Source organism: Longimicrobium sp., assembly GCF_036399255.1.
Taxonomy (GTDB): Bacteria; Gemmatimonadota; Gemmatimonadetes; order Longimicrobiales; family Longimicrobiaceae; genus Longimicrobium.
The window spans coordinates 73,422-95,931 of record NZ_DASWNM010000121.1; the positions used below are offsets into that span (position 1 = coordinate 73,422).

Below are 22,510 nucleotides of genomic sequence, written 5' to 3' on the forward strand. Positions count from 1 at the left end.
ACGGCCGTCCGCCAGCCGTCACACTTCGCCCCCCGCCGCCTCACCACTCGCGGTGAGGACGTGCGCGGGGAACTGGACCGTCGAGAGCAGATTCTCCACGAGGAAGAACGGGCGGCCCGGTGCGTACAGCGTGAACGTGCCCGATTGTCCCCACGGCCCGAGCCGCGCGTCTGTGGTCCGACCACGCACCCGGACCTCGACGCTCGTCGCGGCCAGGTGAGCGATCGCGTCCCACGAGTAGCCCTCGCCCGCCTTGCCCGTGAACAGGGCCGTCCAGGCGCCGCCATTCACGCGGTACTCGCCGTCGTAGGTCATCGGGACCGCGGGCAGCGCCGCGTCCAGGACCGCGCTCCAGCCGATCGTAAAGCGCGGAGACACCACGGGCGGAACGGTCACCACCGGCGCCTGGGTCACCACCCCCGGCGCCGCCCCGCCTCCGACCGTGACGCCGATCCAGTCGACCTCCACGGTCGCCGAGCCGCTGTTCGGGCCCTGCAGCGCGATTCCGACGTACCCGCCGGCCGGCTGGCCGTCCGGGCTGGAGACGGAGCCGGTGCTCACCAGCCAGGCGGCGGGGGGCGGGTCGTTGAGCCCCGCCCACACCTTGAGCCGGTAGACGGTCGTGCCGCCGGACGGCTCGCCCCGCAGGCACACCATGTACTTCTGGCCCTCGACCCACGGGAAGTCCACCGTAACCCACGGGCTGTAGCCCACGGCCGTGATGCCGACCTTTCGCGTGGTTCCAGGGATGAAGACCACCGTCGCGTGGTTCGACGCAGTCAGGCTGCCGCGCACGGCCAGCGAGTACTGCGGCGCGCCGGCGTAGGTGACCCGCACCGGCGCCATCGCCTCGACGGTCTCGGCGGCGCCGGACACCGGCCCCCCTGTCCACAGCCACATGGCCCGGCTCAGGCCGCTGCCGCCGCCGACGGAGTTCCAGAACAGGCGCAGCAGGTTGCCGGCCTCGACCGTGAGCGCGCAGGCGGCGCCCGGGAGCCAGCGCGTCCACCCCGCGGGCTGTGTCGCCGTCGGGGTGGTGTCGAATGTGGTGAAGGCGGAGGCCGGCATCAGCGGGGCGCCTCCACGCGCATCTCCCCACCGTAGTCTTCGCAGACGGGGGAGCCGAAGCAGCAGCCAGGGCGGGTTCCGCGGCTCGCGTGGCACGGGAGCTCCGATGGACGCAGCCGGATCCAGACCTCGGATTGGCAGCAGTCGACCCACCACCGCTCCCAGTGGCCCCCGCGCCAGCGGCGGTACCCGCGGAAGCCGCTCAGGAACGCGTCCGCCCAGAGGTCAGGCCGCACGAACGACCAGACCGCGGCGACCATGCGTATCATGGCTGGAAAAACCACGCGGCGGTGCGTACCCGTCGCTCGTCATCCGGTGAGATGATCTCGCACCCGGCGCGCACGCGCGCCGCGTGCAATGCGGCCTCATCGATCGCCCGCTCCCGGGCCTCCTCGACGGCCTGCACCAGGTGCGCCAGGCTCTCCGCCTCGGCTCGGGGCAGCAGCCCCTTGTGCCCGTACGTGCGGGTGAGCCGCTGACCCATCTCCGCCGCGGCGTCGTCGGCGCGGATCTGTTCCGCGGATCTGAAGATCGCGAAGCGCTCCTGGCCGCGGCGCCACCGAGCCGCGATCGCGCGCGCCTCCTCCTCGAGCTGCTCGTCCGACGGAGCGGGCGCGCGCTGCCCGTCCCCGTCGTCGCTCCCGGTCTTCGTCGCCGTTCTCCCCATCATCATCACGCCGCCTCGTCATCGACCAGCGCGTCCGGCAACGCACCGAGGTCGGCGAGCACGCCGCGCGCGAAACCCAGGAACGGCGACGGCGGACGCGTCGTCCGGGCGGCGTGGTACATCATAACGGACGCAAGCACCAGCTCCGCGACCTCCCGCTGTACGCCGGCGTGGGCGGCATCGGCCATCGCCGCGTCGTACTGCTCGCGCACGGCCGGGTCCGACGGCAGCAGCGCGCGGTTCTCCTTGCTCATCGCGTACCTCCTCCCTGTGAATACCCGCCCGTGGGCGGGAACCGGTCGACCGCGTCGCGCCGGGTGCGGCGCGACAGCGTGTACTCGTTCTGACCCGTCACCCGCCCGGTGCCCGGGTCGATCATCTGGATGGTGATGTGCTGGGGGCCGCCCCCGCCGTCGTTCATCTGGCTGAGCGCCCGCTCTCCGTACTCGTCCAGCCGGACCCGCTGCACCTTCTCTTCTTCGCGCGCGCGCTCGCGCGAGGCGAACAGCCCGCCGATGATTCCGCCGGCGGCACCGAGCATCGCGCCCGCGAAGCCGCCGACGCCCGGGATCGCCTGCGCGATCGACGTCAGGTTGCTGACCACCGCGGACGCCATGTCCTCGCTGCCCAGGATGAACGCCTGGGTCACGTCCCCGAACGCGCGCACCGCGACCTCCGACGCCTGGCGCATCTCCTCCGCGTGCGCCTTGACCTGCTCGTTCCGGCCGGTCTCCGCCTGCGCGCGGTTGCGCTCGTGCAGGGTCGAGCGCCCGGCGGCCGCGTCGCGCGCCACCTGGCTGTCCAGGCCGCGGCCCGGCGTGAGCGCGATCGACGCGCTCGCCATCGGCGCCGGACCCGGGTCGCGCACCGCCAGCACGCCCTTTTCGTAGTCGGCGAAGCCCAGGCCGTGCAGCGGGGCCAGCTGCCGCAGCGCCAGCAGCGCCGCCGGCAGCTGCGCCTCCAGCTTCGCCAGCTCCGCCCGCAGGTCCGCCACCCGCTCGTTGGCAACCTGGAACGCATCCGTGCCCGGCGCCTGCTGCTGCAGAACTGAGAACGCGAGCTCTGACTCTCCTCGCGTCTTTTCGATCTGCTGTCCAAGGTCAATGACCTGGTCATGCACCAGCCCCAGCGCGGCCCAAGACCGCCGATCTGGCCCCGTCCGGGCGACGGTGGCGGCGAGGCTCTCCATGGTGGGGCCGGGCACCAGGAGCTGGTTGGGCGTCGGGCGCTTGGAGGCGCCGCGGCGCGCGGTGTCTTCTTCGCCGCCCGCGAGCAGCGGGTGCAGCGCCGCGGACGGCGTCGCCGGCGCGGCCTCACGCTCGCCGATCTCGGCGTGCAGCTCCGCAAGGCGGTTGGAGAACCTGACGTTGAGCAGGTACATCGCGTCCAGCCGCTCGGCCGCCTGCGCCCGCTCGCTCGGCAGGTAGCGCGGGCCGCCGTTCTGCGGATCGCCCGCATCCCAGATCGGCTCGTCCGACATTCCCGGCATCTCCTTCCGGAGCGCCGCGATCTCCGCCTGGTTGCGGCTCATCTGCCCGTCGAGCGCGTCGCGCTCGTACCGCAGCGTCTCCACGTCCATCCCGTCGAGCGTCGCGCGCAGGCTGGTGGCCGCGTTCGCGGCGCGCGCCGCCGCGGCCTCCGTCTTGTCCGCCATGTCGTCGGCCCCGTCCCCCGCCCGCGCGAGCCAGACCACCAGCGCCCCCAGCCCCACCAGGACCGGCGCGCCGACCGCCAGCGTGGTCCCGAGCAGCGCGGCGCTCGCCGTCGCGCCTGAGATCGCGATCCCCGACAGCGCCGCCGCCGCCTGGAAGCTGATCACCGCGCTCCGGGCGACCGCGTAGCCCTTGGCGAGCGTGCCCACCGTCTGCGTAAGCGTGCCCACCACCATCACCAGCGGGCCCACCGTGGCCGTCATGGTGGCCATCACGACCACCGTAGTCTGCACGCCGTCCGGCAGGTCACTGAAGACCTTGATCGCGCCGCTCACCACCGGGAGCACGTCGTCGCGGAAGCTCGTCGCGGCGATCCGGAGCACCGGGATCAGCTCCGTGCCCAGGTCGGCCGCGATGTTGGTGACGACGTTGCCCAGCACCCGCATCTGCGACGCGGTCGACGCGTTGAACATCGCCGCCTCCTTCTGCAGCGCACTCCCCTCCCGCCACGCCTGGTTCCCGAGCTCGATGCTCGCGCGCATCTTGTCGCTGGCGCCGGCGAGCCGGGTGAGCGTGTCCTGGACGCGCGAGTCCTTGAGGTCCAGGGAGTTCAGGACCGCGAACACGTTGCCGCCCTGCTCCCCGATGCGCCGCAGCCCCTCCACCACAGTGACGAGCGTGCCGGCGGCGTCCTCCTTCCAGGCCTTCGCGAAGTCGGCCGCGCTTACGCCCGCCACCAGCGCGAACCGCTTGAGCTCGTCCCCGCCGTTCGCGACCGCCGTGTGGATCGTCTTGATCACCGTGCTGACGGAGGTGCCTCCGGACTCCGCCTCCATCGCCAGGCTCGACAGCGCGTTCGCCGTCGCCAGCACCTCGGCCTCCGTCATGCCGACCTGGCGTCCCGCGCCGGCGATCCGCAGCCCCATGTTGAGGATCGCCGATTCGGTGCTCTCGCCCGCGTTGCCCAGCGCGACGATGGTCGCGCCCAGCTTTTCCGCGTTCTCCGTGGGCGTCTGCATGACGTTGGAGAACGTGGCCATGCCCGTGGCGGCCGCGTTCGCCGCCAGGTCCGTGGCAACCTCCATGGAGGCGATGGTGCGCGCGAACCCCGCGATCTTCGACTGCGCCACCCCCATCTGACCGGCCGCCTCGCCGACCTCGGCCAGCGCCGCCGCGCTCATGGGCACCTCCTCCGACAGCTCCCTGAACTCCCGCCGGAGGTGGGCGATCTCGGCGGCGCTCGCGTCCGTCGTCTTCTGCACGCCGATCATCGCGCTCTCATAGTCGACGGCCGACTTGAGAGACACCGTGGCCACGGCCAGGATGGGCGCGGTTAGCCCCATGGCCAGGTTCCCGCCGGCGCTCTGCATCTGCCCGCCAATCCGGTCCAAACGGTCGCCGAGCGACTCCACCTGGTCGTCCAGCTTCTTCAGCCCCGCCGCGGCGCCGGGCGGCACCAGGTCGTCGAGCGCCGTGCGCGCCGCGCCCGCGCCCTTTACGAAGCGGCCCAGCTCGTCGCGCGTGCGTACCACGGTGTCGGCCAGGCGATCGAGCCCCGCGGCGCCTTCGCGGCTTTCAGCCGTCAGCGGGGCCGCGGCAGCCGCCGCGCCGCGCGCCTCGATCGACAGGCGGTCCATGACCACGGCCGCACTCGAGCCCGCGCGGACGAGCCCCTGCAGGCGGACGTACTGCTCCTGCTCCTCGCGCGAGAGGCGCTTGAACGCGTCGGCGCCCAGGTCGCTGGACGCTGCCACGCGGATGACGGACTCGCCGACCATGTGGGCGGCGCGCGCGGCGTCCGCGGCGCCCGTCGGGCGGAACCGGATCTCGATCGCGTGCGAGGAAGTCGTGCTGCTGCTCATCAGCCGGGCCGGTGCAGGATGCGGTGGTCCTCGATCGTCTCCTTGAGGAGCCACATGGCCACCTCCCACTGCGGGTCCAGCTCGGCCAGCGGGAGGCCCAGGTCCATCGGTGTCTTTCCGTACTGCTCGAGCCAGGCGAAGCTCGCCACGAACCTCTGCAGCCGAGGCGTCAGGCCGGCGTAGACGTTTGATCCGTGGAAGAAGGCGGCGCCGGCCGCGCGGAGTTTCCCACGTCCGCCTCCGTCAGCCCCTGGCTGTAGTTGAAGAGCCGGACCATTGTGTGCACCTTCCACGGCGCCGGCAGCGCGGCGACGTGGTCCCCGTCCGCCCGGTCGAACGCCGCCCCGGCGATGGTGAGCGCCGCCGGCGTCGCGGCCGCGTCGTGGGGCGCCGTGGTGACCTCGACGCGGCGCAGCCGGTCGGGGAAGAACCGCATCCCGGGCGCGACGCTCCACCGGATCTCGCGGACCCGCCCCTCGGGGTGCTCGGGCGTGGGCTCGTCGCGCGCGACCACCTGGGTCTCGGTGAGGAGCGCGTACTGCTCGTCGGTGAGGGGCTCCGCCCACACCCTGACGCCCGGGGCCACGTCCACCGGGATCTCTGCTTCGCGTCGCGGAAGGTTCATGTCGTCGGCGCTCCTGTTGATGTGTGTGTGTGACGTGTCAGCTCTGGACGATCCGGATCGGCGGCGTGCTCTGGTCGATGTCGCGGCAGACGCCGATCGTCAGGTCCATGGTCGTCATCTTGTCCTTGTCGCCGGGCCGCAACGGCTTGAGCTCCCCGGCGGGGCCGAGGATGCTGAAGCGGTTGAAGGGGGAGGCGTTCTGCATCTCGAACGACCACGGGAACCGCGCCGTCGTGCGCTGCAGCGTCCACGGGTTGAACGCCGCGGCCAGCGGCGTGTCGATCACGGCCTTGATCGTCGTCGTGTAGTCGACGATCTCGTATCCGTCGTGGCCGTCCTCGGCGCCGCTCCGAGGGAGCGCCACCACCTCGTTGGCCACGTCGAACGCCGCGCTGTGGCAGCGGGGGGCGAACCCGTTCAGGGTGAGCGGTGCCCCGCTCACCTTCGGCCTCGCGACCGCCCGGTTTCGGTACGTGAACGCCGGCAGCGCCGCGTCCACCGGGTCCTCGCGCACCAGGCCCCACGCCTTGAACGTGATCGGGACCGGGCGCGACGGGATCGCCGGCCAGCTCACCGAGCCACGCACGCCCACCACCTTGAACAGGTACCCGCCCGCCCAGAGGTAGGCGGTGACGCTCGCGCCCGCGTCCGCCAGGCTCTTCGACGACCAGGTGCGCTTGTTGGCGCCGGGAACGCCCTCGGACCGCGTGAAGCCCGCGGCCGCCAGCACCACGTCCATGTCGGGGATGGTGGCGAAGTCCGCGGCCCCGCGCAGCGGCAGCACGACGGTGAACTCCGCGTACCGCCCGCCCGGCGCCACCGCCTCGCCGCCCGCCCCCATGTCCAGCCCCGCGACGTTGGGGTGCTCGTTGTCCTCGAGGAACTTCACCTCGATGGTGTTCCACGGGCTCTCGTCCAGCTGCACGGCGTTGGCGGCCGGGGTCGGTCCGGCGTCGACGCCGTACTGCCCCTCCACCTTCATCGCGCAGCCGTGCAGCCGCAGCTTGTTGCTCATGCGCCCTCGCCTTCCCCGCCCCCGGCGGTGCTGTTGTTGTTCTTGGTGGTGGTGGTGACCGCGCCGGCGGCCGCCGTCCGGGCGCGCGCCGGCCGCGCCGCCGCGGGTGCCGCGGACGCCGCGGCACAGACGTGGCCGGTGAACCTCTCGGCCAGCCCGTGGACCCCGCCCTCGCTCGTGACCGGCGTCTCCGACAGGCACGTCATACAGACGAGCGCCTCCGGCTCCCCGTCCTTCCTGCGTACCGCGTAGTCGCGGCCCCCCAGGCTCCCCTCGGCGACCCAGGTGGCCGAGGGTCCCCCGTGTGATGTCGTCGGTGTCTCCGTGCCGCTCACGCTGCGCCTCCTCCGACCAGCTGGTTGATGTCCATGGCCACGACGAGGCCGCACTCCGCGACGTGGCAGACCGCCTCCCCGAACAGCCGCTCCTCGATCACCCGTAGCTTGAGCTCGCCGACGACGGTTCCGAAGGAGAGGCCGCCCGGGTTGTCCCTGAACCACACCACCGCGTCGTCCAGTGATTCCTGGAACGCAAACTCGCTCTCGGTGGCGTCGTGAACCCCGCAGATGCGCACCAGCGTCCAGCGGTCGAGCCAGTAGGCGTCCGCGCCGTCATCGCCGCCCTGCTCGCCCGAGGACCGCGCGACCGTCCACCCCGCCACGCGCTTCCCGTCGGTGAAGCGGGCAACGAACGCCTGCCAGTCGCGCCCGGTCACCCGGCTGCGCGCGTGCACCTGGCCGGCGCCCGGCAGGCCGCGCAGCACGCCCGCGATCTCCTCCGCGCGCTCCCGGTACCGCTTCATCCGCGGCCCCCCGCCAGGTCGACGGTGATCCGCAGCCCTCCGGCGGCGAAGATCTGCTCGAGCGCGCCGCGGCTGTCCTCGATCCCCCGCTCGAAGAAGTGCCGTCCCTCGATCCCGCGCGCGCCGATCGAGCGTGCAATTACGTACGCGACGCCACGCGCCTCCTCAGCCGTTGGGGCGCGACTTCCGCCCGTTGGCGTCCGGATGCTCACCTTGCGCCTAACCCACAGCACGAGCGAGCCTTCCTCGGTGTAGCCGCCGCCCTCCCCTTTCTCCATCACCGGCGGTGGCCGGGCACCCGGGCGGCGGCCGTCGTTGATCACCGCCACGTGTTTGAGCGGCGAGCCCACCACGCCGACGGGAATTCCGCCCGCGCCCGGGCGCACCTCGCTGTCGATGGAGCCTCTCGCGGCCTCCGTCACGCCGATCGGCGTGTGCCGCGTGACGTTGCGCTCCACCAGCAGCGTCGCCTCGGTGAGCATCCGCTCGAGGTTGCGGGTCAGGATCGGACCCGGGTCGCCGAGCGGACCCCCGCTGATCGTGATGGTCGCCGCCATTTTGCTCAGTGCGTGAGGAAGGGGGTGTCGGCGGCCAAGCTCACCTCGCCCGCGGCCGGCATGCGCACGGCTTCCGCCCTGAGCTCGGGCAGCTCGGCCTCCGCTTCCTTCCGGAAGGCCTCGCCGCGCTTCTGGAACTCGCCGCCCTTGCTGCCGTGCCTCACCCCCTCCAGCTGCAGCCCGCCGTCCTGCTCGTGGCTGTAGAACGCAGCGAGCTCCAGGCACGCCGTGCCGGCCGCGAGCTTTACCACCGTGTCCCAGCCGGTCTCCGGCAGCGTGGTGCCGGTCTCGGCGAGCTCGTGCGGCGCCGTGAACGTTACCCTGACCACCTGTCCGACGCCCGGCGTCAGGTGCGCGAACGCCAGGTGGTCGCCGTCCGGGCCGCTCATGACCCTGTACTCCCGCGCACCCAGGAACGCCGGCGGCCGCTGGTCCACCGGGCTCTCCACCCGCCGCACCACGCTGAAGCCGTGCACCCACCCCGCCGGCATCGGGTAGCGCCACACCCCGGACGAAGCCAGGATGTCCACGACCACCTCGCGCGGCTTGTGGCGCGAGTACTTGAGTGCCGCCACGCGCAGATGGGCGCCCACGTCGAGGCGCCGCGCCACCTCCAGCTCCGCCGCGGTGGCCAGCGCCTCGAGGTCCGCGAGCGACGCCTCGCTCAGCGCCATGCCGCCCAGCGCGCCGGGCCGCGCCGCCAGGACCGCTTCGATCAACCGGACACGGGTGAGCGGCATCGAGACCCGGGCGCTCGACACCAGCTGCTCCACGCGCGGCCGCAGGACGACGAGGCTCACGTGACCACACCCTTCGTGCGTCCGCGCCCGTCGTCGAGCGCGGCGGCTAGGGCCCGCAGCGCGTCGGGCGGCGAACCCCCGAACCCGGCGATGCCGTCCTGCAGATTGCCGCCGATCAGCGCGCACCACCGGTCGCCGTCGGCGCTGACGTGCACGACCAGGCAGCGCTCGGCGGCCGCCGCGGCGCCGAGGCCGCCGCCCACGACCCACAAACCGTCCGGCACGTAATCGTTCGGCCACAACGAGAGCGGGCTAAGCGGCCGCGGCGACTGCAGCCCCGCCATGAACTCGTCGATCTCATCCTGGTCCCAGAGCCTGTCGGGCCAATGCCACACGACGGCCATCACGCTTCCGTCTTCATCGACGTAGTGGATGTCGGCCCCGGGGTACGGCTCCACCGGCTGGCACCCGCAGCGGTGCTGCATGGTCACACGCGCTCCGGCCAGTGCCACGAGACCGGCGTGTGCTCGCCCTCGCTGTGCGGTACCCCGTCGGCAAGGATCACCCCCGTGCTCGTCATCAAAGGCGGTCAGGCGCACGATTTCGGGGTTGTCGACCAGGACGGCCCGGATCACCGCCGGGTACGCGTTCCCGTCGGCGTCGACGTAGTGGACGACCCGGCCCATCGAAGGCATCTGGAGCATGGCCATAATGGTTGGTTCCTCCTTTTCTCTCACGTGCGGGAAAGGTTCTGCGTTCTTCGGTCTCGTCGTTGTCCAGCCGCGGCCCCCCGGCGGGGCGGCGGCGGGGGCCGGGCGGGCCTCGCCCTCCTTTCCCCGCGCCGCCACGCCTGGGCCCGGCGCGCGGATCAGGGGTTGGCCACCACCGACTTCACGATGCCGCGCGTGTCCTCCGGAGTGCCGCCGAAGTCGAGGAAGGCCTTCAGCGAGATCTTCCCCTGCGTGAAGACCTTGCCGACGTTGGCGGCGTCCTGGCGCACGATCTGAGGGATCTTCTGCCCGTTCAGGTACTTGATCTCGATCAGCCCGCGGTGCTTCGGGTCGACCGACAGCGCCCAGTCGTTCTTCCCCGAGTCCGCGGGGTCCCAGCTGTAGACCTCGTGGATGAACTCGTCCTTCTCCCCGAACTTGTGATACCAGGGATTGGCGTCGTTGTTGGCGCTGCCGGGCACCTGCTTCGACTGGTTGATCCCCCGCGCCGCCTCGAGCTGCTCCGACGGAACCCACAGGTGCACCTGTACGTTGCCCGGGAGGCCGAGCCGCTTGCCGCTGCTGGGCTCCGTCTGCGTCGCCAGCAGCAGGCGCGCCTGGTTGAGGCCCGCGACGCTGAGCGGCGCCGTCATCAGGTTGTTGCGGCTCGCGTGGAACCACGTCAGCGTCCCGGGGGTGTACGGGATCACGGGGTTGAGCGTGAGGAAGCTGAAGAGGAACTCCGCCACGGTACGCTTGCCCGCCCAGGCGATGCGGCCCGGCACCTTCTGCACGGCGCTCATGTCGTCGTTCAGGATGTGCTTCCGGGTGAACTCGATGATCATTCCCCGCTCCTCGCCCTCGTAGATCGCCCGCTCCTCGCCGTAGGCGTTCACGCTCGGGTATTCCTGCGTGTCCGTGTTGAGGGTGGGGAAGTTGCCGAGGTAGCCGAGGCGCGTGGTGCTCTGCGGGCGGAAGTCCTTCATGCTCCCTTCGGTGCTCACCAGGAACTCGTCGCCGAAGCTGATCTCGGCGTAGTCCATGGCCAGCCGGCGGTTCAGCGTGTTCTCCATCACGGACGGAAGCGTGCTCTCGTCGAAGCCGGCGGCCTGGATCACCTTGAGCTGCGCACCCGTCGAGATCCCATGGACCCCGTAGTCCTGCCCCGCCGTCACCAGCTGGTACAGCTCCAGCAGCCCGCCGATCGGCCGGATCGTCTTGAGCTCCGGGTTCTCCGGCTCGACGCCGAGCGCACGGTCGAAGGCCGCCTGGATCCGGTCGATCGCCTCCACCCCCACGGTCCCGAACGCGTACCCGCCCGCGCCGCCCAGCAGCGCCGGCCCGCCGAGCCCGGCCACGTGCGCCGGCGCGGCGGCCGCGAGCGTGGCGCGCTGCTCATCCACCGCGGCCTGGATCGACTCCGCCGTCACCCCCGGGATGGCCAGCAGCCGCCGGACGGTCGCCTGCGCCCCCGCCGGCAGCTGCGAGCTGGTGATGATGGTCTCGATCTCTCCGCGCGCCTGCAGGCGCTGCTCGACCGCAGCCGCGACGCGGTCCGCGATCGCCGTCTCGTCTACCGCCGGTCGTCCGGCGGCGGTCGGCGCGGGCGCGCCGCCGGTGGCGGCCGCCCGCAGCTCGGCCTCGTTGGCCACGAGGGCGAGCTCGGCCATGCTGATGGTGGTCAGGTCCTTGTCGCGCAGCACCTCCGGCCGGCTGGCCCGGATCGCCGCGATCAGACGCTCTCGGTTCATCTCCACTTCCTCCACGGTGATTCGAGCTTCGGCCGCCGCGGACGCGACGATCCGGTTGAACACTCCGCCCGCCGCCGGACGGAGCACGATGTCGGTGCTGAGCAGCCGGTCCGGCCGCGTCGCGAAGTAGACCGTCGCGCCCCGGTGCGGCCTGAGCTCGCCCATGCCCCGCGAGTCGATCGACAGCCCCCAGCGCGTCCGGTTGCCGCGCTGCCACGCGTGCACCAGGTCCGCGCGCTTCTGCCTGGCCCGCGGGTTCTCGCGGTCGAACACCAGGTTCGCCTGCACCGCGGCGCCCTCGAGGCGCGGATCCGCGGTCCAGCCCACCACCTGCTCCTGCAGCTTCTCGCCGGCGTTGTGCTTGTGGCCGCCCGCCGTGTCATCCAGGGCGTAGACCGGCGCGTTCGCCAGCAGCGGCGCGAGCAGCCGCACGTATTCCTCGGTGAAGAACACGGGGTACGTCTGGCCGTCGATCTCCACCGCGGCGCTCGACATTCCGGCGCGGATGACCGTCACCTCCCACTCGAGGCCCTCCGGCTCGGCCGACGCCGCGGCCGCCGCGCCGCCGGCGTCCCCGCCCACCAGGAGGTGCACCCCCGCGTGGGCGACGTCCACGTGGATCGACGCCTCCACGGCCACGTACTTCGCCTCCACCTCCTCCGGCTCCCCGAACACCACCTTGCCGTCGGCGCCGATGGTGTAGGAGACCCGGAACGTCTTGGGTCCGCGGCGCGCCACGGTGTGGTCCTCGTAGGTCTCCACCACGTACCACGGGTCGTCCGCGTCGTTCAGGCTCGCGCGGTTTCGCGCCCAGAGCGCCTCCTCGACGGCGCGCACGCGGTCGGTCAGGCTGAGCGCGGCCGCGGACGCCTGCAGGCGCACCACCCGGCCGCCGCGCGCGCGCCCGCTCACGCGGCCGCGGCGGGCTTGGCCCCGCGGTAGCGCTGGCCGTCGACGGTGATCACGACGACCTCCGTCTCGCTCTCCGACCAGTCGAACACCTCCGCGGCCTTGATGGCGCGGAGCGCCGGCACCGCCTCGCCGCTCTCCTGCTTCGTCACCGCTCGGCCGTCCTTGACCTGCGGCCGCTGCACCAGCTTGAGCAGGTCGGCCGGGATCTTCTTCTTGTCTTCGGACACGCGCTTCCTCCCCCTTGTCGAGGTTTCATGAGTCCCACCTGGCCATCCACGGGATCGACTCGCACCCGCAGAGGATGGTGTTCTCCGGCGACCCGGCCGGGTCGCGCGGGTACTGCAGCTTCTCTCCCGCGACGTCGAACGCCTCACCCGCCTTGCGGCGCTGGCCGCTGACGGCGGCGTGCGCCACGCGCGACTTGCCGCTCCACAGCCACTCCTTGCCGAGGTCCGGCACCAGCTCGGCCGCCTCCATCAGCCGCAGGTCCGCGGCGGCGGAGTGGATCCGGCCCACCTCGGTGCGGACGATCACCTCGCTGCGGTGCGAGATCCGCCGGAAGGGGCCCGGGCCGTCCAGGCTCCGCCCGATCCCTTGCATCGCTTCGTGCGGCGACTGCCCGCCGAGCACCGCCAGGCGCACGTGCTGCTCGATCGCCGCCCGGCCCTGCGCGAGCCCGATCTCCAGCTTCTCGGCCGAGTAGCCGGCCACGGTGCGGAGCAGCGTGTCGGTCAGCCGCCCGCCGCCGTGCCCCACGTGGATGCCGGCGGCGGCGAGCGGCATGAGGAGCAGTCGCGGTCCGCGCCTGGCGGCGCCCGCCCATACACCGTCGGCCGCGTCCACCACCCGGTCCGACCAGTGCTCCACCCCCCGCACCACCTCGGAGAGAAGCCGCGGCAGGAACGCCGCGTCGAACTCGGAGGGCGCGCCCGCGAGCACGTCGAGGATGTCGGCCTGCATCAGCCTGAGCAGCGCGAGCACGCGCCCGGGCGCATCGTCGAGCCCCGCCCGGCGCCGCTCGAGCTCTTCGCGGACGCTGGCGCGGAAGCGCTCCTCCTGCCGCGTCACACCGCCCTCTGGCCGCGCCGCCCCCGCAGCCGCCCGTCGTAGACCTGCGCCACGTCGTCGGCCGCGCGACCCGCGCGCTGCTGGCGCGCGCGCTTCAGCATCTGCTCGGCGTCCACCTCGACGCCCACGTGCTTGCCGAGCGCCGCCACGAACTTCGCCGGCGTCTCCTCGTCCACGAAGCCGCCCTGCTGCCCCATCACCAGCCCGTTCACGATCCCCTGCATCCCCGCGGAGATGCGGCTCACGTCCAGCGTCGACAGGTCGGGGAGCGTGACCGTGACGTCGCGCACCTCCGGCGTGTCGCGCAGGTACCCGACGCGGATCCCACGGTCCACCTGCGCCAGCAGCCGGTCGCGGATCATCCACTTGAGCTGGGTCTGCTTGGCGGTCAGCGTCTTCACCCCCACGCTCGCGTCCATCGAGTCCGCGGTGCTCCGATTCACGTCGCCGCCGCCGCCGTACCAGTGCTCCGGCTGCCCGGCCCCGCCGAGCACGTGGTTCCGGAGCGTCCGGGAAGACTCGGCCATGCTGGATGCCGCACCCGCCGGCGGGCCGACCAGCGTCCGCTCCACGCTCTCGTTGTGGCCGAACGAGCTGAGCGGCCGCGGCGACTGCAGCCCCGCCATGAACTCGTCGATCTCATCCTGGTCCCAGCCCGTGAACTTGTAGTCCCACACGAACTTGTTCAGGGCGTTGCTGCGGATCATGTCGCCGAACAGGACCTGCTCGTACCCGTCCACCCAGTCCGCCAGGCAGAACAGGTCGCTCACGCCGCGGGTGGCGGTGCGCAGCTTGTTGATCGCGGTGAACAGGATCTCGCCGTCGGCGAAGCGCTCGCGCTCCTTGAGCGCCCAGGGCGAGAGCATCGCCTCGTCCTCCCGCCGGAGCACCGTCTTCCACCGCCGCTCGACGCCGCCGGAGGTGTGCTGCTTCTGGATGATCCCGATCGGCTGCGTCGCGTCGTCCGGGTTCGGCACCACCTCCTGGATCCACGTGGGGTCCAGCAGCCCCGTCTTGATCACGCCCGAGTAGGGGTTCGGGAAGCAGGGCACGCACTCCTCGCCGAAGATCCCCAGCTCGATCACCACGCTGGCCAGGGAGATGTCCCAGCGGTTCAGCTCCCAGAACTCCTTCAGCAGCGCCTGCGCGCGCGGGTCCGGGACCGAGAACGACGCCCCCTCCCCCACCATCCACTCCGCCTGCACGTTGATAATCCGGCGGCCGAGCGGGTTCCTGTGCCACAGGTAGACCGCGATCTCCTGCATCCGCTCGTGCGTCACCGCCGGCAGGTCCCGAAGCGACCCGCTGAGCGGCCGCCAGCCGTCCCGCGCGTCCTGCTGCTGGCGCGCCGCGGGATCGCGCCGCGCGGCCTGCACCCGGGCCGCCCGGACGCCGCGGCCCCCGCGCCTCGTCCCCGCGGCCATCAGCCGAACATCCGGTCCAGCATGTTCCCGAAGAACCCGCCGAGCACGCCGTCCGCCCGGTCCTCGATCCGCGGCATGTGCACGGCCCCGCCGGCCAGGCGCTCCCGCCCGAAGGCGTCTTCGGCCCGTACGGTCGTATCTCCGGCGGCCTCCACGTAGGCCGCAGCCGGCTTCACGCCCGCCAGCAGCTCGTCCAGCAGCTTGTTCGCCTGCTGGATCGCGTCCCACAGGTCGTCGTTGGGGTGCTGCGGCCAGTACTTGATCTGCTGGACCGCCTCGACCGGCAGGCTCGCCGCGAAGACGAGCCCGCCCGACATCACCAGCGGCCGCTCGCTGCGAATGCGCAGGTTCTTGTCGCCCGTGGGCGTCACCGGGACCACCGGCAGCGCGATCCCGAGCTCGCGCGCCCTCCGGGTCAGGTCCTCGTCATAGGAGCTGAGGCCGACCCGCTCGACACCGAACGCGTTCACGGCGCGCTGCCGCACCTGGCCGATCCCCGTCTCGATCATCTCCTCGGGCGGGAACTGGCCCACCGCCGCCCAGGACACGAAGCGCCGCCCGTCACGAAGCGCGTCCACCCGCGGCATGGCCGAGGTGTCGCTCTTCGACGTGCCCCGGCTCGGGTCCCACATGATCGCCGAGGCGACCACGTCGCTAAGCGGCGGCACGTCGGCGCCCTCCAGGAACAGCAGCTTGTCCTCGGGGAAGTAGCACGCCTTCGGATCGAACGGGTCGTTCTGCCGCTCCGACAGGAACGAGGCGTAGTCCTCCGCCCGCTCCAACATCAGGTCGTAGAGGCTGAAGCGCGCGGGCCAGAGCACGACCGCGCCGGCGTCCATCTCCTGGCGGTGCGCGTCATAGAAGGCGCGCGCCAGGCGCTTGCGGGTCTCGACCTCCGGGACCGAGCGGTCGTGGAAACGACCCTCCCACTCCGCCCACAGGTCCGTAGCGGACGGCATCACCTCGACCGCCCGGTAGATGCGCGCCCGATCCTCCCCGATAAGCACCGACAGGAAGCTGTGCGCGTGCAGGATCGTCCCAAGGATCAGGTAGACGGCCTTGCGGCCAAGCTTCTTCGCGACCCTGTGCCACCAGCGCATCTTCTTGGCTCGCCTCTTCGGGTTCTCGACTTCCGCGTCGCTTTCGATGTCATCCGGGATGACCCAGTCCGGGCGGATCCACCCCTTGCGCACTCCGCGCATGGCCTTGCCCGACCCGGCCGCCATGAAGAGCGTGCCGTTGCCCATCATCAGCCGGCTGAGGCCGGCGGGGCTGATCCTCGGCGGCGCGGACCAGGTGCAGTACTCGGGGTAGACCGCCCGCAGGCGGACGTTGCCCTCGATCTCCGCACGGATGTCCTCCGCGACACCCGAAGCCTGGCTGCCGGTGTCGGAGAAGACGATCGGGAAGAGCCGGTGCTTGTTCGCGGTCGCCCAGATCACACCCTTGAGCATCGTCACGGTCTTCCCGTGCTCCCGCGGACACGCCATCGCCACCGTCGTGCTCGCTGTCCGGCCGAGCACCAGATCTTCGATCTCCTGCTGCAGGTCATTTTGCATTCGCGACGGCTCGATCTCACGGCCTTCCTCATCCTCATGGTAGTGCGGGAAGAAGAAGCGGCCGAAGGCGGTGTTGCTGGGCGCGAACGCCCGCTGGACCTCCTCGGGGGTGGCGCTCGGCGGCAGGCCCAGGAAGTCGCGGGCGTCCTGCATCACGGCCGCGAGCTCCGCGGCCGCCGCCTCGTCGTCCGTAGCCGCAGGAGGCGGCGGTTCAGGCTCCGGCTCGGGGAGCAGGCCCTCGAGCTCCGCGCTGAGGAGGCTCGCACGCGCGGCTCGCCGGGAGTCCTGGAACCCGGCCGGGGAGACGGCCTTCAAAATCGCCCCCTGCCGCCCTCGAGCCCCCGGTGGGCCCTGACCCCCGCCCGCGCCGCCGATCGCGCGCGGAAGGCTATTGCGCAATAGCTCAATGGCCGTTGGGCGGCCCTCACCCGGCTTCGCCCTGCAGCCGCTCCGCCTCGTCCGACACCAGGCGCAGCACCTCCCCCCGGTTGCGCTTCACCACCGGGCCCACCTCCGGGTGCGCGGCGAGCACCCGCACCAGCGCCTTGGCGATGTCCTGGACGGTCGGCATCGGCCGCGCGCCGGAGTGCTGCCGCGCGAGCTGCGCGGCGGTGCTCGCCGCGAACGCCTGCTGCGGGTCCGCCGTCTCCCGTGCGCGCTCCGCCATGGCCACCGCGAGCTCCGCGCTTCGCAGCTCCAGCTCGCCGTGCAGGCGCCGCATGGCGCCCCACTCCTCCTCGCGGCACCAGCGCTTGACCGTGCCGAGGCCCACGCCCACGCGGCGCGCCACGGCCGGGAGCGGCATTCGGCCCATGAACAGCTGGCGCGCCCGCCAGCGCGTGGCCTCCGGATGCGCCATCGCGCGTCACGCCGCCGCGCGGGCGGCCGTGGCTTCCATGCTGGCGGCCGCGGCGTTGATGTCCGCGGTCCGCTCCTGCATCAGCACCCGCGTCGCCAGCTGGAGCGTGCGCTCCACCCTGATCTCGTGGACCTTGCGGCGGGTGAGGTCCACCAGGCTACGGATTGCGGCCATCGTCGGGCGCTCCGGTCTTGTGGGTGAGGTCGATCAGCTCCCGCGCATTCGCTATCGCGTCGGTGATGCGGTTGCCGGCCATCAGGTACCTGCGGAAGTCCGCGCTGGACTGCCGGTTCTCTCGCCAGAGCACCCGCACCACCGCGACCCAGAAGCCGTTGGTGACCACCACGGCCGCGAGCAGCAGCAGCGCGGCCGCCACGGGGCTCTGTAGGATGGTCTCCCACCCCTTGAGCTCGTCCGGGCTCATCCGCCGACGCGGCCGAGGCCGTGGTCCAGCTCCTCGGCCACGTGCCGCGTGGCGAGCGCGCGCCGGTCCAGCGCGATGTGCTCCGCCTGGCGCGCCGCCTTGCGCCTGCGCCCCTCCAGCTCGGCCTGCATCAGGGCCAGCTGGTTGAACTGCCGGTCCAGCTTGTCGATGTCTTCCTCGGCGGCCAGCTCGGCTTCGCTCGGCGAACCGGGCCGCGGGCCGCCGCCGTCCGCCTGGCGCAGCAGCATGGCCTCCACGTGACCCGCCCAGATCTCCATCTTCGCGAAGCCCACGCGCACCGCGTCGCGCGTCGCCTCGTTGAACGGCAGCGCGGCCTCCAGCTCGAGGATCACCTGGCGGCCGGCCGCCTCCACCTGCCGGACGCTGTGGTGGATCTGGCGCTGCTGCACTTCACTCAGGGGCATCTTCACTCCGGTGGCGGCGGGTATCAGCGGCGCGGCCCGTGGCTCACACGGATGTAGGGCGCCGACCTGGTGATGGTGGTGAAGACCTCGACCGTCGCCGCCCGGATGCCGCCGGCCGCCACGCGCGCGTCCAGGGCGCCGGCGTCCAGCACGTGCCTCGTGATGCCGCGGCGCATCGCCGGCGACAGCGCCGCGGCGATCCGCTCCCGCTCCGCCTCCGGCAGGGCGTTCAGGTCCAGCTCCGTGCGGAACACCGGCGGCAGCCCGTCGATCCACCGGCGCCACCCCGGCTTGCTCACCGCGTACAGCCCGGCCGCGTCGATCACCCGCGCCTCCTTCTGCACGAGCGTGATGTGCGTGCCGGGCTGGCCGAACTCGCGGACGCCGCGCGCCTCCATCTCCCCGACGATGCGGCCCTGGCACTCCCCGGCCAGCGCCTTCACCTGGCCCTCGATCCGCTTCGCCTTCTCGTACCGGGCGCTCTCCGCCACCAGCTGCTCATCGCTGAGCCGCGCGGCGGCCTGTGCGGCGGCAAGGACCCGCGGGTCCACGCGCGGCGTCGAGGTGCGTTCGTTCTTTGACATCGGCGATCAGCGGGCGGTTCGTGGCGGGGGCCGGGCCGGGGGCCGGCGGGTTGGGGTCCCGGGTAAACGGAGAAAGGGCCCCGCAGTGGTTTCTGCGAGGCCCTACTCTAGCTGGTCTGCTGCGTCGGTGTGTCGCTAACGTCGCAAACGTCGCGTGACTTTATCCGGGGGCGTCGGGCGGGGGCCGGGCGCGGGGCGCTGGGGGCGCCGCCGCGACACGGGCGAGTTGCGGTTGGGGGGGGGGGCGGGGTTCGTTACGGCCAGGCCACGCGGCGTTCAAACACAAAGACCTCTCCGCTCGGACGCCGTCCGCGCGCCTCCTCGTAGGTTGCCTGTTGCGGCGAACTCCAGTTCGGCCTCGACCTCCGCCCGACCGACGCCCCGGCGCCGCCAGCCCCGCGCGGTGGTGGCCTTAGCGGCCGCATTCTCAGGCGGGTGTGGCCGGCATCCCGCTCGTACCATCTCCCCTCCCACGCCTGCCATTCCGCAGGCACGCCGCGCAGCACCACGTACTGCTGCTCTGGCTGCGAACCGACCGCAGCCCCCCGCACCTCGAGCAGAACGACGACGACCCATCTCCGTTGAGAGACGGGGCACGGAATGGCGCCGTATTCAGCACAGAGCAGGCGCGCACGCGCCTCCTGCAGCATGGTCTCGCCTTTCATAATCGTTGGCCCCCTTTCACTCGCGTCCGCTCTGAAGTTCCGCCACCCGGCCCGCCTCGAACCGGACGTGCAGGTAGTCGCCACCCACGCTGTACACCCACACCTCCGTCACACCGCGTGCCGTCTCCGTCCGGTGCTGGCGCAGCGGCGCCCCGCGCGCGGCCCGCACCATGTCCCGCGTCATCCCGATGAGAACCTCACGCCTGGCGACAGCCTGCAGGTGCCGCTCGGACCAGCCGGCGCGCACCCGGTCGGCGCGGGTCCGCGCGTCGAAGGCGGCCCAATACTCCCTGTCCTCTGCAAGAGTGGTCAACATCCCGCGCAGAGAATAGACGGCACCCTCCAGACGCGGCCCCCGGATCAGCCGGAGCACCGGGTATTCCGGGTTACCACCATACCTCGCGGGCGCAATCATGACGAGGGAGAGGGCGCCACTACGCAACAGAAACCCGTGGAACCTTCCTCGGACGCATAACGCCATTACGACGGAGACACGCAGTGTGTCGGCATCGGAGGGAATCACCTTCACCGCCTGCACGTCGGCGAACACCGGCCCTAGCGATTCGCCCGGGATCAGTAGGACATCTACCCCGCCGCCCACCGCAGCCTCGCCCGGCCCGCTAACTAGCGCTAATTCGCGGTCGGTAACAACGGCGCTCGCGCAGCGCTGGGCTGACACGTTGAGCGGAGTACCCCCGAGATCTGGCCGAGGAATCAGGCCCAAGAGGCTGCGTCCGCCGGCTGCCGCCTCCCGGTAGGGTCGCAACGCTTCTTCCCACCCTCCCGGCGTTCCGCCACGCTGCGCGGCAGCGACCGCTGCTTCGGTCATGGATAGCCACCAGACGGCCAATAGCAGGAGCACCACCCGAGCCGTCCTTCCGCGCCTGCCACGGATGGAAATGCAGCGCCGTCGCGGGACTATGAGGACCGGCACCCGCAACGTACATTTTCCCTGCGCTGTTAGAGGACGACTCGTACCCTCTTCTGCCATAACCCTTATCCACTTGTTAAAGGGGGAGTATCGCACCCATGACCTACACCACTACTGCTGATCTCCGGCGCCGGGCGGCCTTGAGCGGTCTACGACGGCTGACCCTGCTCGCCGGGGTGGCCGGCCTGCTCCTTCTGATGCCGTCGTGTACGGCATCATCGCCTGTCGCAAGCGGGGAGTCGATGGAGCTTCGCCAGAGGGATTCCGGGTCCGCTTCCCTGACAGACGAACCCAGCTGGGACATCACGGTGGCAACTCCACCGCCACCGGCTACCACTCAGTCCGACACGACCACCAAGCGCGGCGGTGGCGTTGGAAACGGGGGGAACTGAACAGGCTCCCCCCGCCCCCGTCGTCTAAAGGCGACCCGCGCCGGCCGCTCTCACCAAGAGCCACAGTCGAGACGGGTGAGTAGTGCAAACTGATGACCGCCGCCGTCCCCCATGTCCTCACTGAGGGCGCGGGCGAGGGCGGCGGCCTCACTCAGGCCGTGCGTCTCTGCGCCGTCCCGGATCCAGCAGATGTGGGAATGCCGCCGGACCGACTCCAGCACGGCTTCGGATTCGAAGATTAGGACGGCCTCTCGCCTAGACGAGGCAATCTGGAGCGCCTCGGACGCGTAGCCCTCCGCCTCCGTCCAGCGGAGCAGAGCCGCGGCGCCGCGCGCGATGTCCAACGTGGCCTGAGCTGCGAAATGTTCGGTGGGCGATAAACCTCGTAAGTACGCCACACGTCCGACCGCGAACTCGAATACAGCGGTCAGTCGCAAGGCACCCGCAGCACGAGCCACGGCGCCCCAAGCAACCATCAGCTCATCGGGCTGGGTGAAGTACTCCGCCGCCGCCCTGATCAGCGGGAAGGCGCGGCCGATGTAACCAGTGGTGAGCCAATAGTAGCCAACGTCATACGCGAGCCTTGGCAGCCATGGATGATCGGGGCCGTAGGCTTCACGAGCTTGGTCCGCTAGCCGGAAAGCCGCCGCATCATCCCCGGCCTCCAGCGCCACCAGAAAGGCGTCGTGCAGGGTCGCCCCCTCCAGCTCTCGTAGCGAGTGGGAGCGCGCGACCTTCAGTGCGCGGCGCAGGACAGCATTAGCCTCCTTAAACGCGCCTCGCTGGCGTGCTGCTGAGGCCATCGGCCAGTGCGCAGATACGACCAGATCCCACCTCGCCGCACTAGTAGCAGCGGAGATCGCCTGCTCCGCAGCGGCTTTCGCCAGCGCGAACAAGGAGTGCCGTCGGCCCACTCGGGCGAGCGCGTAGTAGGCCATTGCCTGGTCTTCTATTGAGCGCGAGTCGGCCTCAAGTCTGAACCAGACCCTGACCGCCATAGCGAGCAGCTCGTCCAGCGAGGCGCCTGTCCAGAGGTCCGTCATCGGCGCAAGCTGGCGGATCACATCGTCCACCCAAGTGCCCGCTACCCCACGACCATCACCCCATCTGCGTTGCGCGTCGATCGCACAGACGATGGCGTAGAGGTCGTGCGCTGTGGCGTCGATCTCTCGGGGCCAACGCGCCGTCGACTCCGCGTAGTGAATTGCGAACTGGTCGGCAAGCTCGCTGTTCCACACGCTCAGGTATAGCCGCCAAGATCGGCAGGCCGCCGGAGACAACTCGAACGCGAACGGTAGCACCAGCCGAACGGTGGAGCCGCCAAATCGACTCAGGCGGGCGTCGAAGCTTTCGGGGTCGACCTTACTCAACCCAACATCATCACCGCAGGCCCGGAGGCTACGGATTCGCCCGGCGACCCTGCTGACTACCCTGGTGGTGCTTTTCGCCTTCTTCCTGCGAGGCAGCATCGGACTCGGCGCTCAAAAAGTGATCAACCCATCCTTCCACATAACCTCTTCCGACCGGATGCATGGCGCATGCGATCTGACGGGCGGCCTCTGCGACCTGCTCGAGTGACGCATATTGGCCTCTACCCCACGACATCGTCAGCGTAGCACACAGCCTCCGCGCGGCATCCAGCGCCCGTCGCTCTTCACCCCCCAGTGGCGTACCTCCGCCCGCAGCCCCCGCCCGCTCTCCCCCGCCCACGAAGACTTGGCTACGCGCCGTCCCATCTGTCCCGTCTAGCCAGCGTTCAATTGCGTCGAGGGTCCTGGCATACGGAGTAGTCCCGTTCTCCACGAAACCGTGCAGCGC

At 71.3% G+C, this 22,510-nt stretch carries 24 protein-coding genes; all 24 read right to left on the reverse strand.

Features of this window, described 5'->3' with window-relative positions; all coding sequences use genetic code 11:
• Positions 1–18 precede the first annotated feature (18 nt).
• Positions 19–1,068, reverse strand: a complete 1,050-nt coding sequence (locus VGC13_RS22235) for a hypothetical protein (protein ID WP_331127492.1) — start codon at positions 1,066–1,068, stop codon at positions 19–21.
• A gap of 265 nt (positions 1,069–1,333) precedes the next feature.
• Complete coding sequence (locus VGC13_RS22240; RefSeq protein WP_331127493.1) at positions 1,334–1,744, reverse strand: hypothetical protein; 411 nt, start codon at positions 1,742–1,744, stop codon at positions 1,334–1,336.
• On the reverse strand, positions 1,741–1,989 hold the full coding sequence (locus VGC13_RS22245; RefSeq protein ID WP_331127494.1) for a hypothetical protein: 249 nt from the start codon (positions 1,987–1,989) through the stop codon (positions 1,741–1,743). Before VGC13_RS22245 ends, VGC13_RS22240 begins: the two co-directional genes overlap by 4 nt.
• Positions 1,986–5,249, reverse strand: a complete 3,264-nt coding sequence (locus VGC13_RS22250; RefSeq protein WP_331127495.1) for a phage tail tape measure protein — start codon at positions 5,247–5,249, stop codon at positions 1,986–1,988. Before VGC13_RS22250 ends, VGC13_RS22245 begins: the two co-directional genes overlap by 4 nt.
• Positions 5,249–5,398, reverse strand: a complete 150-nt coding sequence (locus tag VGC13_RS22255) for a hypothetical protein (RefSeq protein ID WP_331127496.1) — start codon at positions 5,396–5,398, stop codon at positions 5,249–5,251. The genes VGC13_RS22250 and VGC13_RS22255 overlap by 1 nt, the downstream gene beginning before the upstream one ends.
• A gap of 20 nt (positions 5,399–5,418) precedes the next feature.
• Positions 5,419–5,874, reverse strand: coding sequence for a hypothetical protein (locus VGC13_RS22260; protein ID WP_331127497.1), 456 nt, complete (start codon positions 5,872–5,874; stop codon positions 5,419–5,421).
• A 37-nt stretch (positions 5,875–5,911) separates the two neighbouring features.
• Entirely contained in the window at positions 5,912–6,889 is a 978-nt protein-coding gene (locus VGC13_RS22265; RefSeq protein WP_331127498.1) for a hypothetical protein, read from the reverse strand.
• A complete protein-coding gene (locus VGC13_RS22270; protein ID WP_331127499.1) occupies positions 6,886–7,224 on the reverse strand; it encodes a hypothetical protein in 339 nt (112 codons plus the stop codon). Before VGC13_RS22270 ends, VGC13_RS22265 begins: the two co-directional genes overlap by 4 nt.
• Positions 7,221–7,691, reverse strand: coding sequence for a hypothetical protein (locus VGC13_RS22275; protein WP_331127500.1), 471 nt, complete (start codon positions 7,689–7,691; stop codon positions 7,221–7,223). Before VGC13_RS22275 ends, VGC13_RS22270 begins: the two co-directional genes overlap by 4 nt.
• Complete coding sequence (locus VGC13_RS22280; RefSeq protein ID WP_331127501.1) at positions 7,688–8,248, reverse strand: hypothetical protein; 561 nt, start codon at positions 8,246–8,248, stop codon at positions 7,688–7,690. Before VGC13_RS22280 ends, VGC13_RS22275 begins: the two co-directional genes overlap by 4 nt.
• A gap of 5 nt (positions 8,249–8,253) precedes the next feature.
• Positions 8,254–9,048: a hypothetical protein gene (locus VGC13_RS22285; RefSeq protein ID WP_331127502.1), complete on the reverse strand. Its 795-nt coding sequence runs from the start codon at positions 9,046–9,048 to the stop codon at positions 8,254–8,256.
• Complete coding sequence (locus VGC13_RS22290) at positions 9,045–9,698, reverse strand: hypothetical protein (RefSeq protein ID WP_331127503.1); 654 nt, start codon at positions 9,696–9,698, stop codon at positions 9,045–9,047. The genes VGC13_RS22285 and VGC13_RS22290 overlap by 4 nt, the downstream gene beginning before the upstream one ends.
• Before the next feature lie 158 nt (positions 9,699–9,856).
• Complete coding sequence (locus tag VGC13_RS22295; protein WP_331127504.1) at positions 9,857–12,361, reverse strand: hypothetical protein; 2,505 nt, start codon at positions 12,359–12,361, stop codon at positions 9,857–9,859.
• Entirely contained in the window at positions 12,358–12,588 is a 231-nt protein-coding gene (locus VGC13_RS22300) for a hypothetical protein (protein WP_331127505.1), read from the reverse strand. The genes VGC13_RS22295 and VGC13_RS22300 overlap by 4 nt, the downstream gene beginning before the upstream one ends.
• A gap of 25 nt (positions 12,589–12,613) precedes the next feature.
• Positions 12,614–13,429 (reverse strand): hypothetical protein, encoded by an 816-nt coding sequence (locus VGC13_RS22305; protein WP_331127506.1) that lies wholly within the window; start codon positions 13,427–13,429, stop codon positions 12,614–12,616.
• Positions 13,426–14,853 (reverse strand): hypothetical protein, encoded by a 1,428-nt coding sequence (locus VGC13_RS22310; protein WP_331127507.1) that lies wholly within the window; start codon positions 14,851–14,853, stop codon positions 13,426–13,428. Before VGC13_RS22310 ends, VGC13_RS22305 begins: the two co-directional genes overlap by 4 nt.
• A complete protein-coding gene (locus tag VGC13_RS22315; protein WP_331127508.1) occupies positions 14,853–16,568 on the reverse strand; it encodes a hypothetical protein in 1,716 nt (571 codons plus the stop codon). The genes VGC13_RS22310 and VGC13_RS22315 overlap by 1 nt, the downstream gene beginning before the upstream one ends.
• Positions 16,569–16,836: 268 nt before the next feature.
• Positions 16,837–17,271 (reverse strand): hypothetical protein, encoded by a 435-nt coding sequence (locus VGC13_RS22320; protein ID WP_331127509.1) that lies wholly within the window; start codon positions 17,269–17,271, stop codon positions 16,837–16,839.
• Between the two features lie 6 nt (positions 17,272–17,277).
• The gene (locus VGC13_RS22325) at positions 17,278–17,445 is read right to left on the reverse strand and encodes a hypothetical protein (RefSeq protein WP_331127510.1); all 168 of its coding nucleotides are present in this window, start codon (positions 17,443–17,445) and stop codon (positions 17,278–17,280) included.
• Positions 17,429–17,695: a hypothetical protein gene (locus tag VGC13_RS22330; protein WP_331127511.1), complete on the reverse strand. Its 267-nt coding sequence runs from the start codon at positions 17,693–17,695 to the stop codon at positions 17,429–17,431. The genes VGC13_RS22325 and VGC13_RS22330 overlap by 17 nt, the downstream gene beginning before the upstream one ends.
• Positions 17,692–18,120 (reverse strand): hypothetical protein, encoded by a 429-nt coding sequence (locus VGC13_RS22335; RefSeq protein WP_331127512.1) that lies wholly within the window; start codon positions 18,118–18,120, stop codon positions 17,692–17,694. The genes VGC13_RS22330 and VGC13_RS22335 overlap by 4 nt, the downstream gene beginning before the upstream one ends.
• 23 nt (positions 18,121–18,143) lie before the next feature.
• Positions 18,144–18,704, reverse strand: a complete 561-nt coding sequence (locus tag VGC13_RS22340) for a hypothetical protein (protein WP_331127513.1) — start codon at positions 18,702–18,704, stop codon at positions 18,144–18,146.
• A gap of 681 nt (positions 18,705–19,385) precedes the next feature.
• Complete coding sequence (locus VGC13_RS22345) at positions 19,386–20,198, reverse strand: hypothetical protein (RefSeq protein WP_331127514.1); 813 nt, start codon at positions 20,196–20,198, stop codon at positions 19,386–19,388.
• A gap of 544 nt (positions 20,199–20,742) precedes the next feature.
• On the reverse strand, positions 20,743–22,062 hold the full coding sequence (locus tag VGC13_RS22350) for a hypothetical protein (protein ID WP_331127515.1): 1,320 nt from the start codon (positions 22,060–22,062) through the stop codon (positions 20,743–20,745).
• Positions 22,063–22,510: the final 448 nt, after the last annotated feature.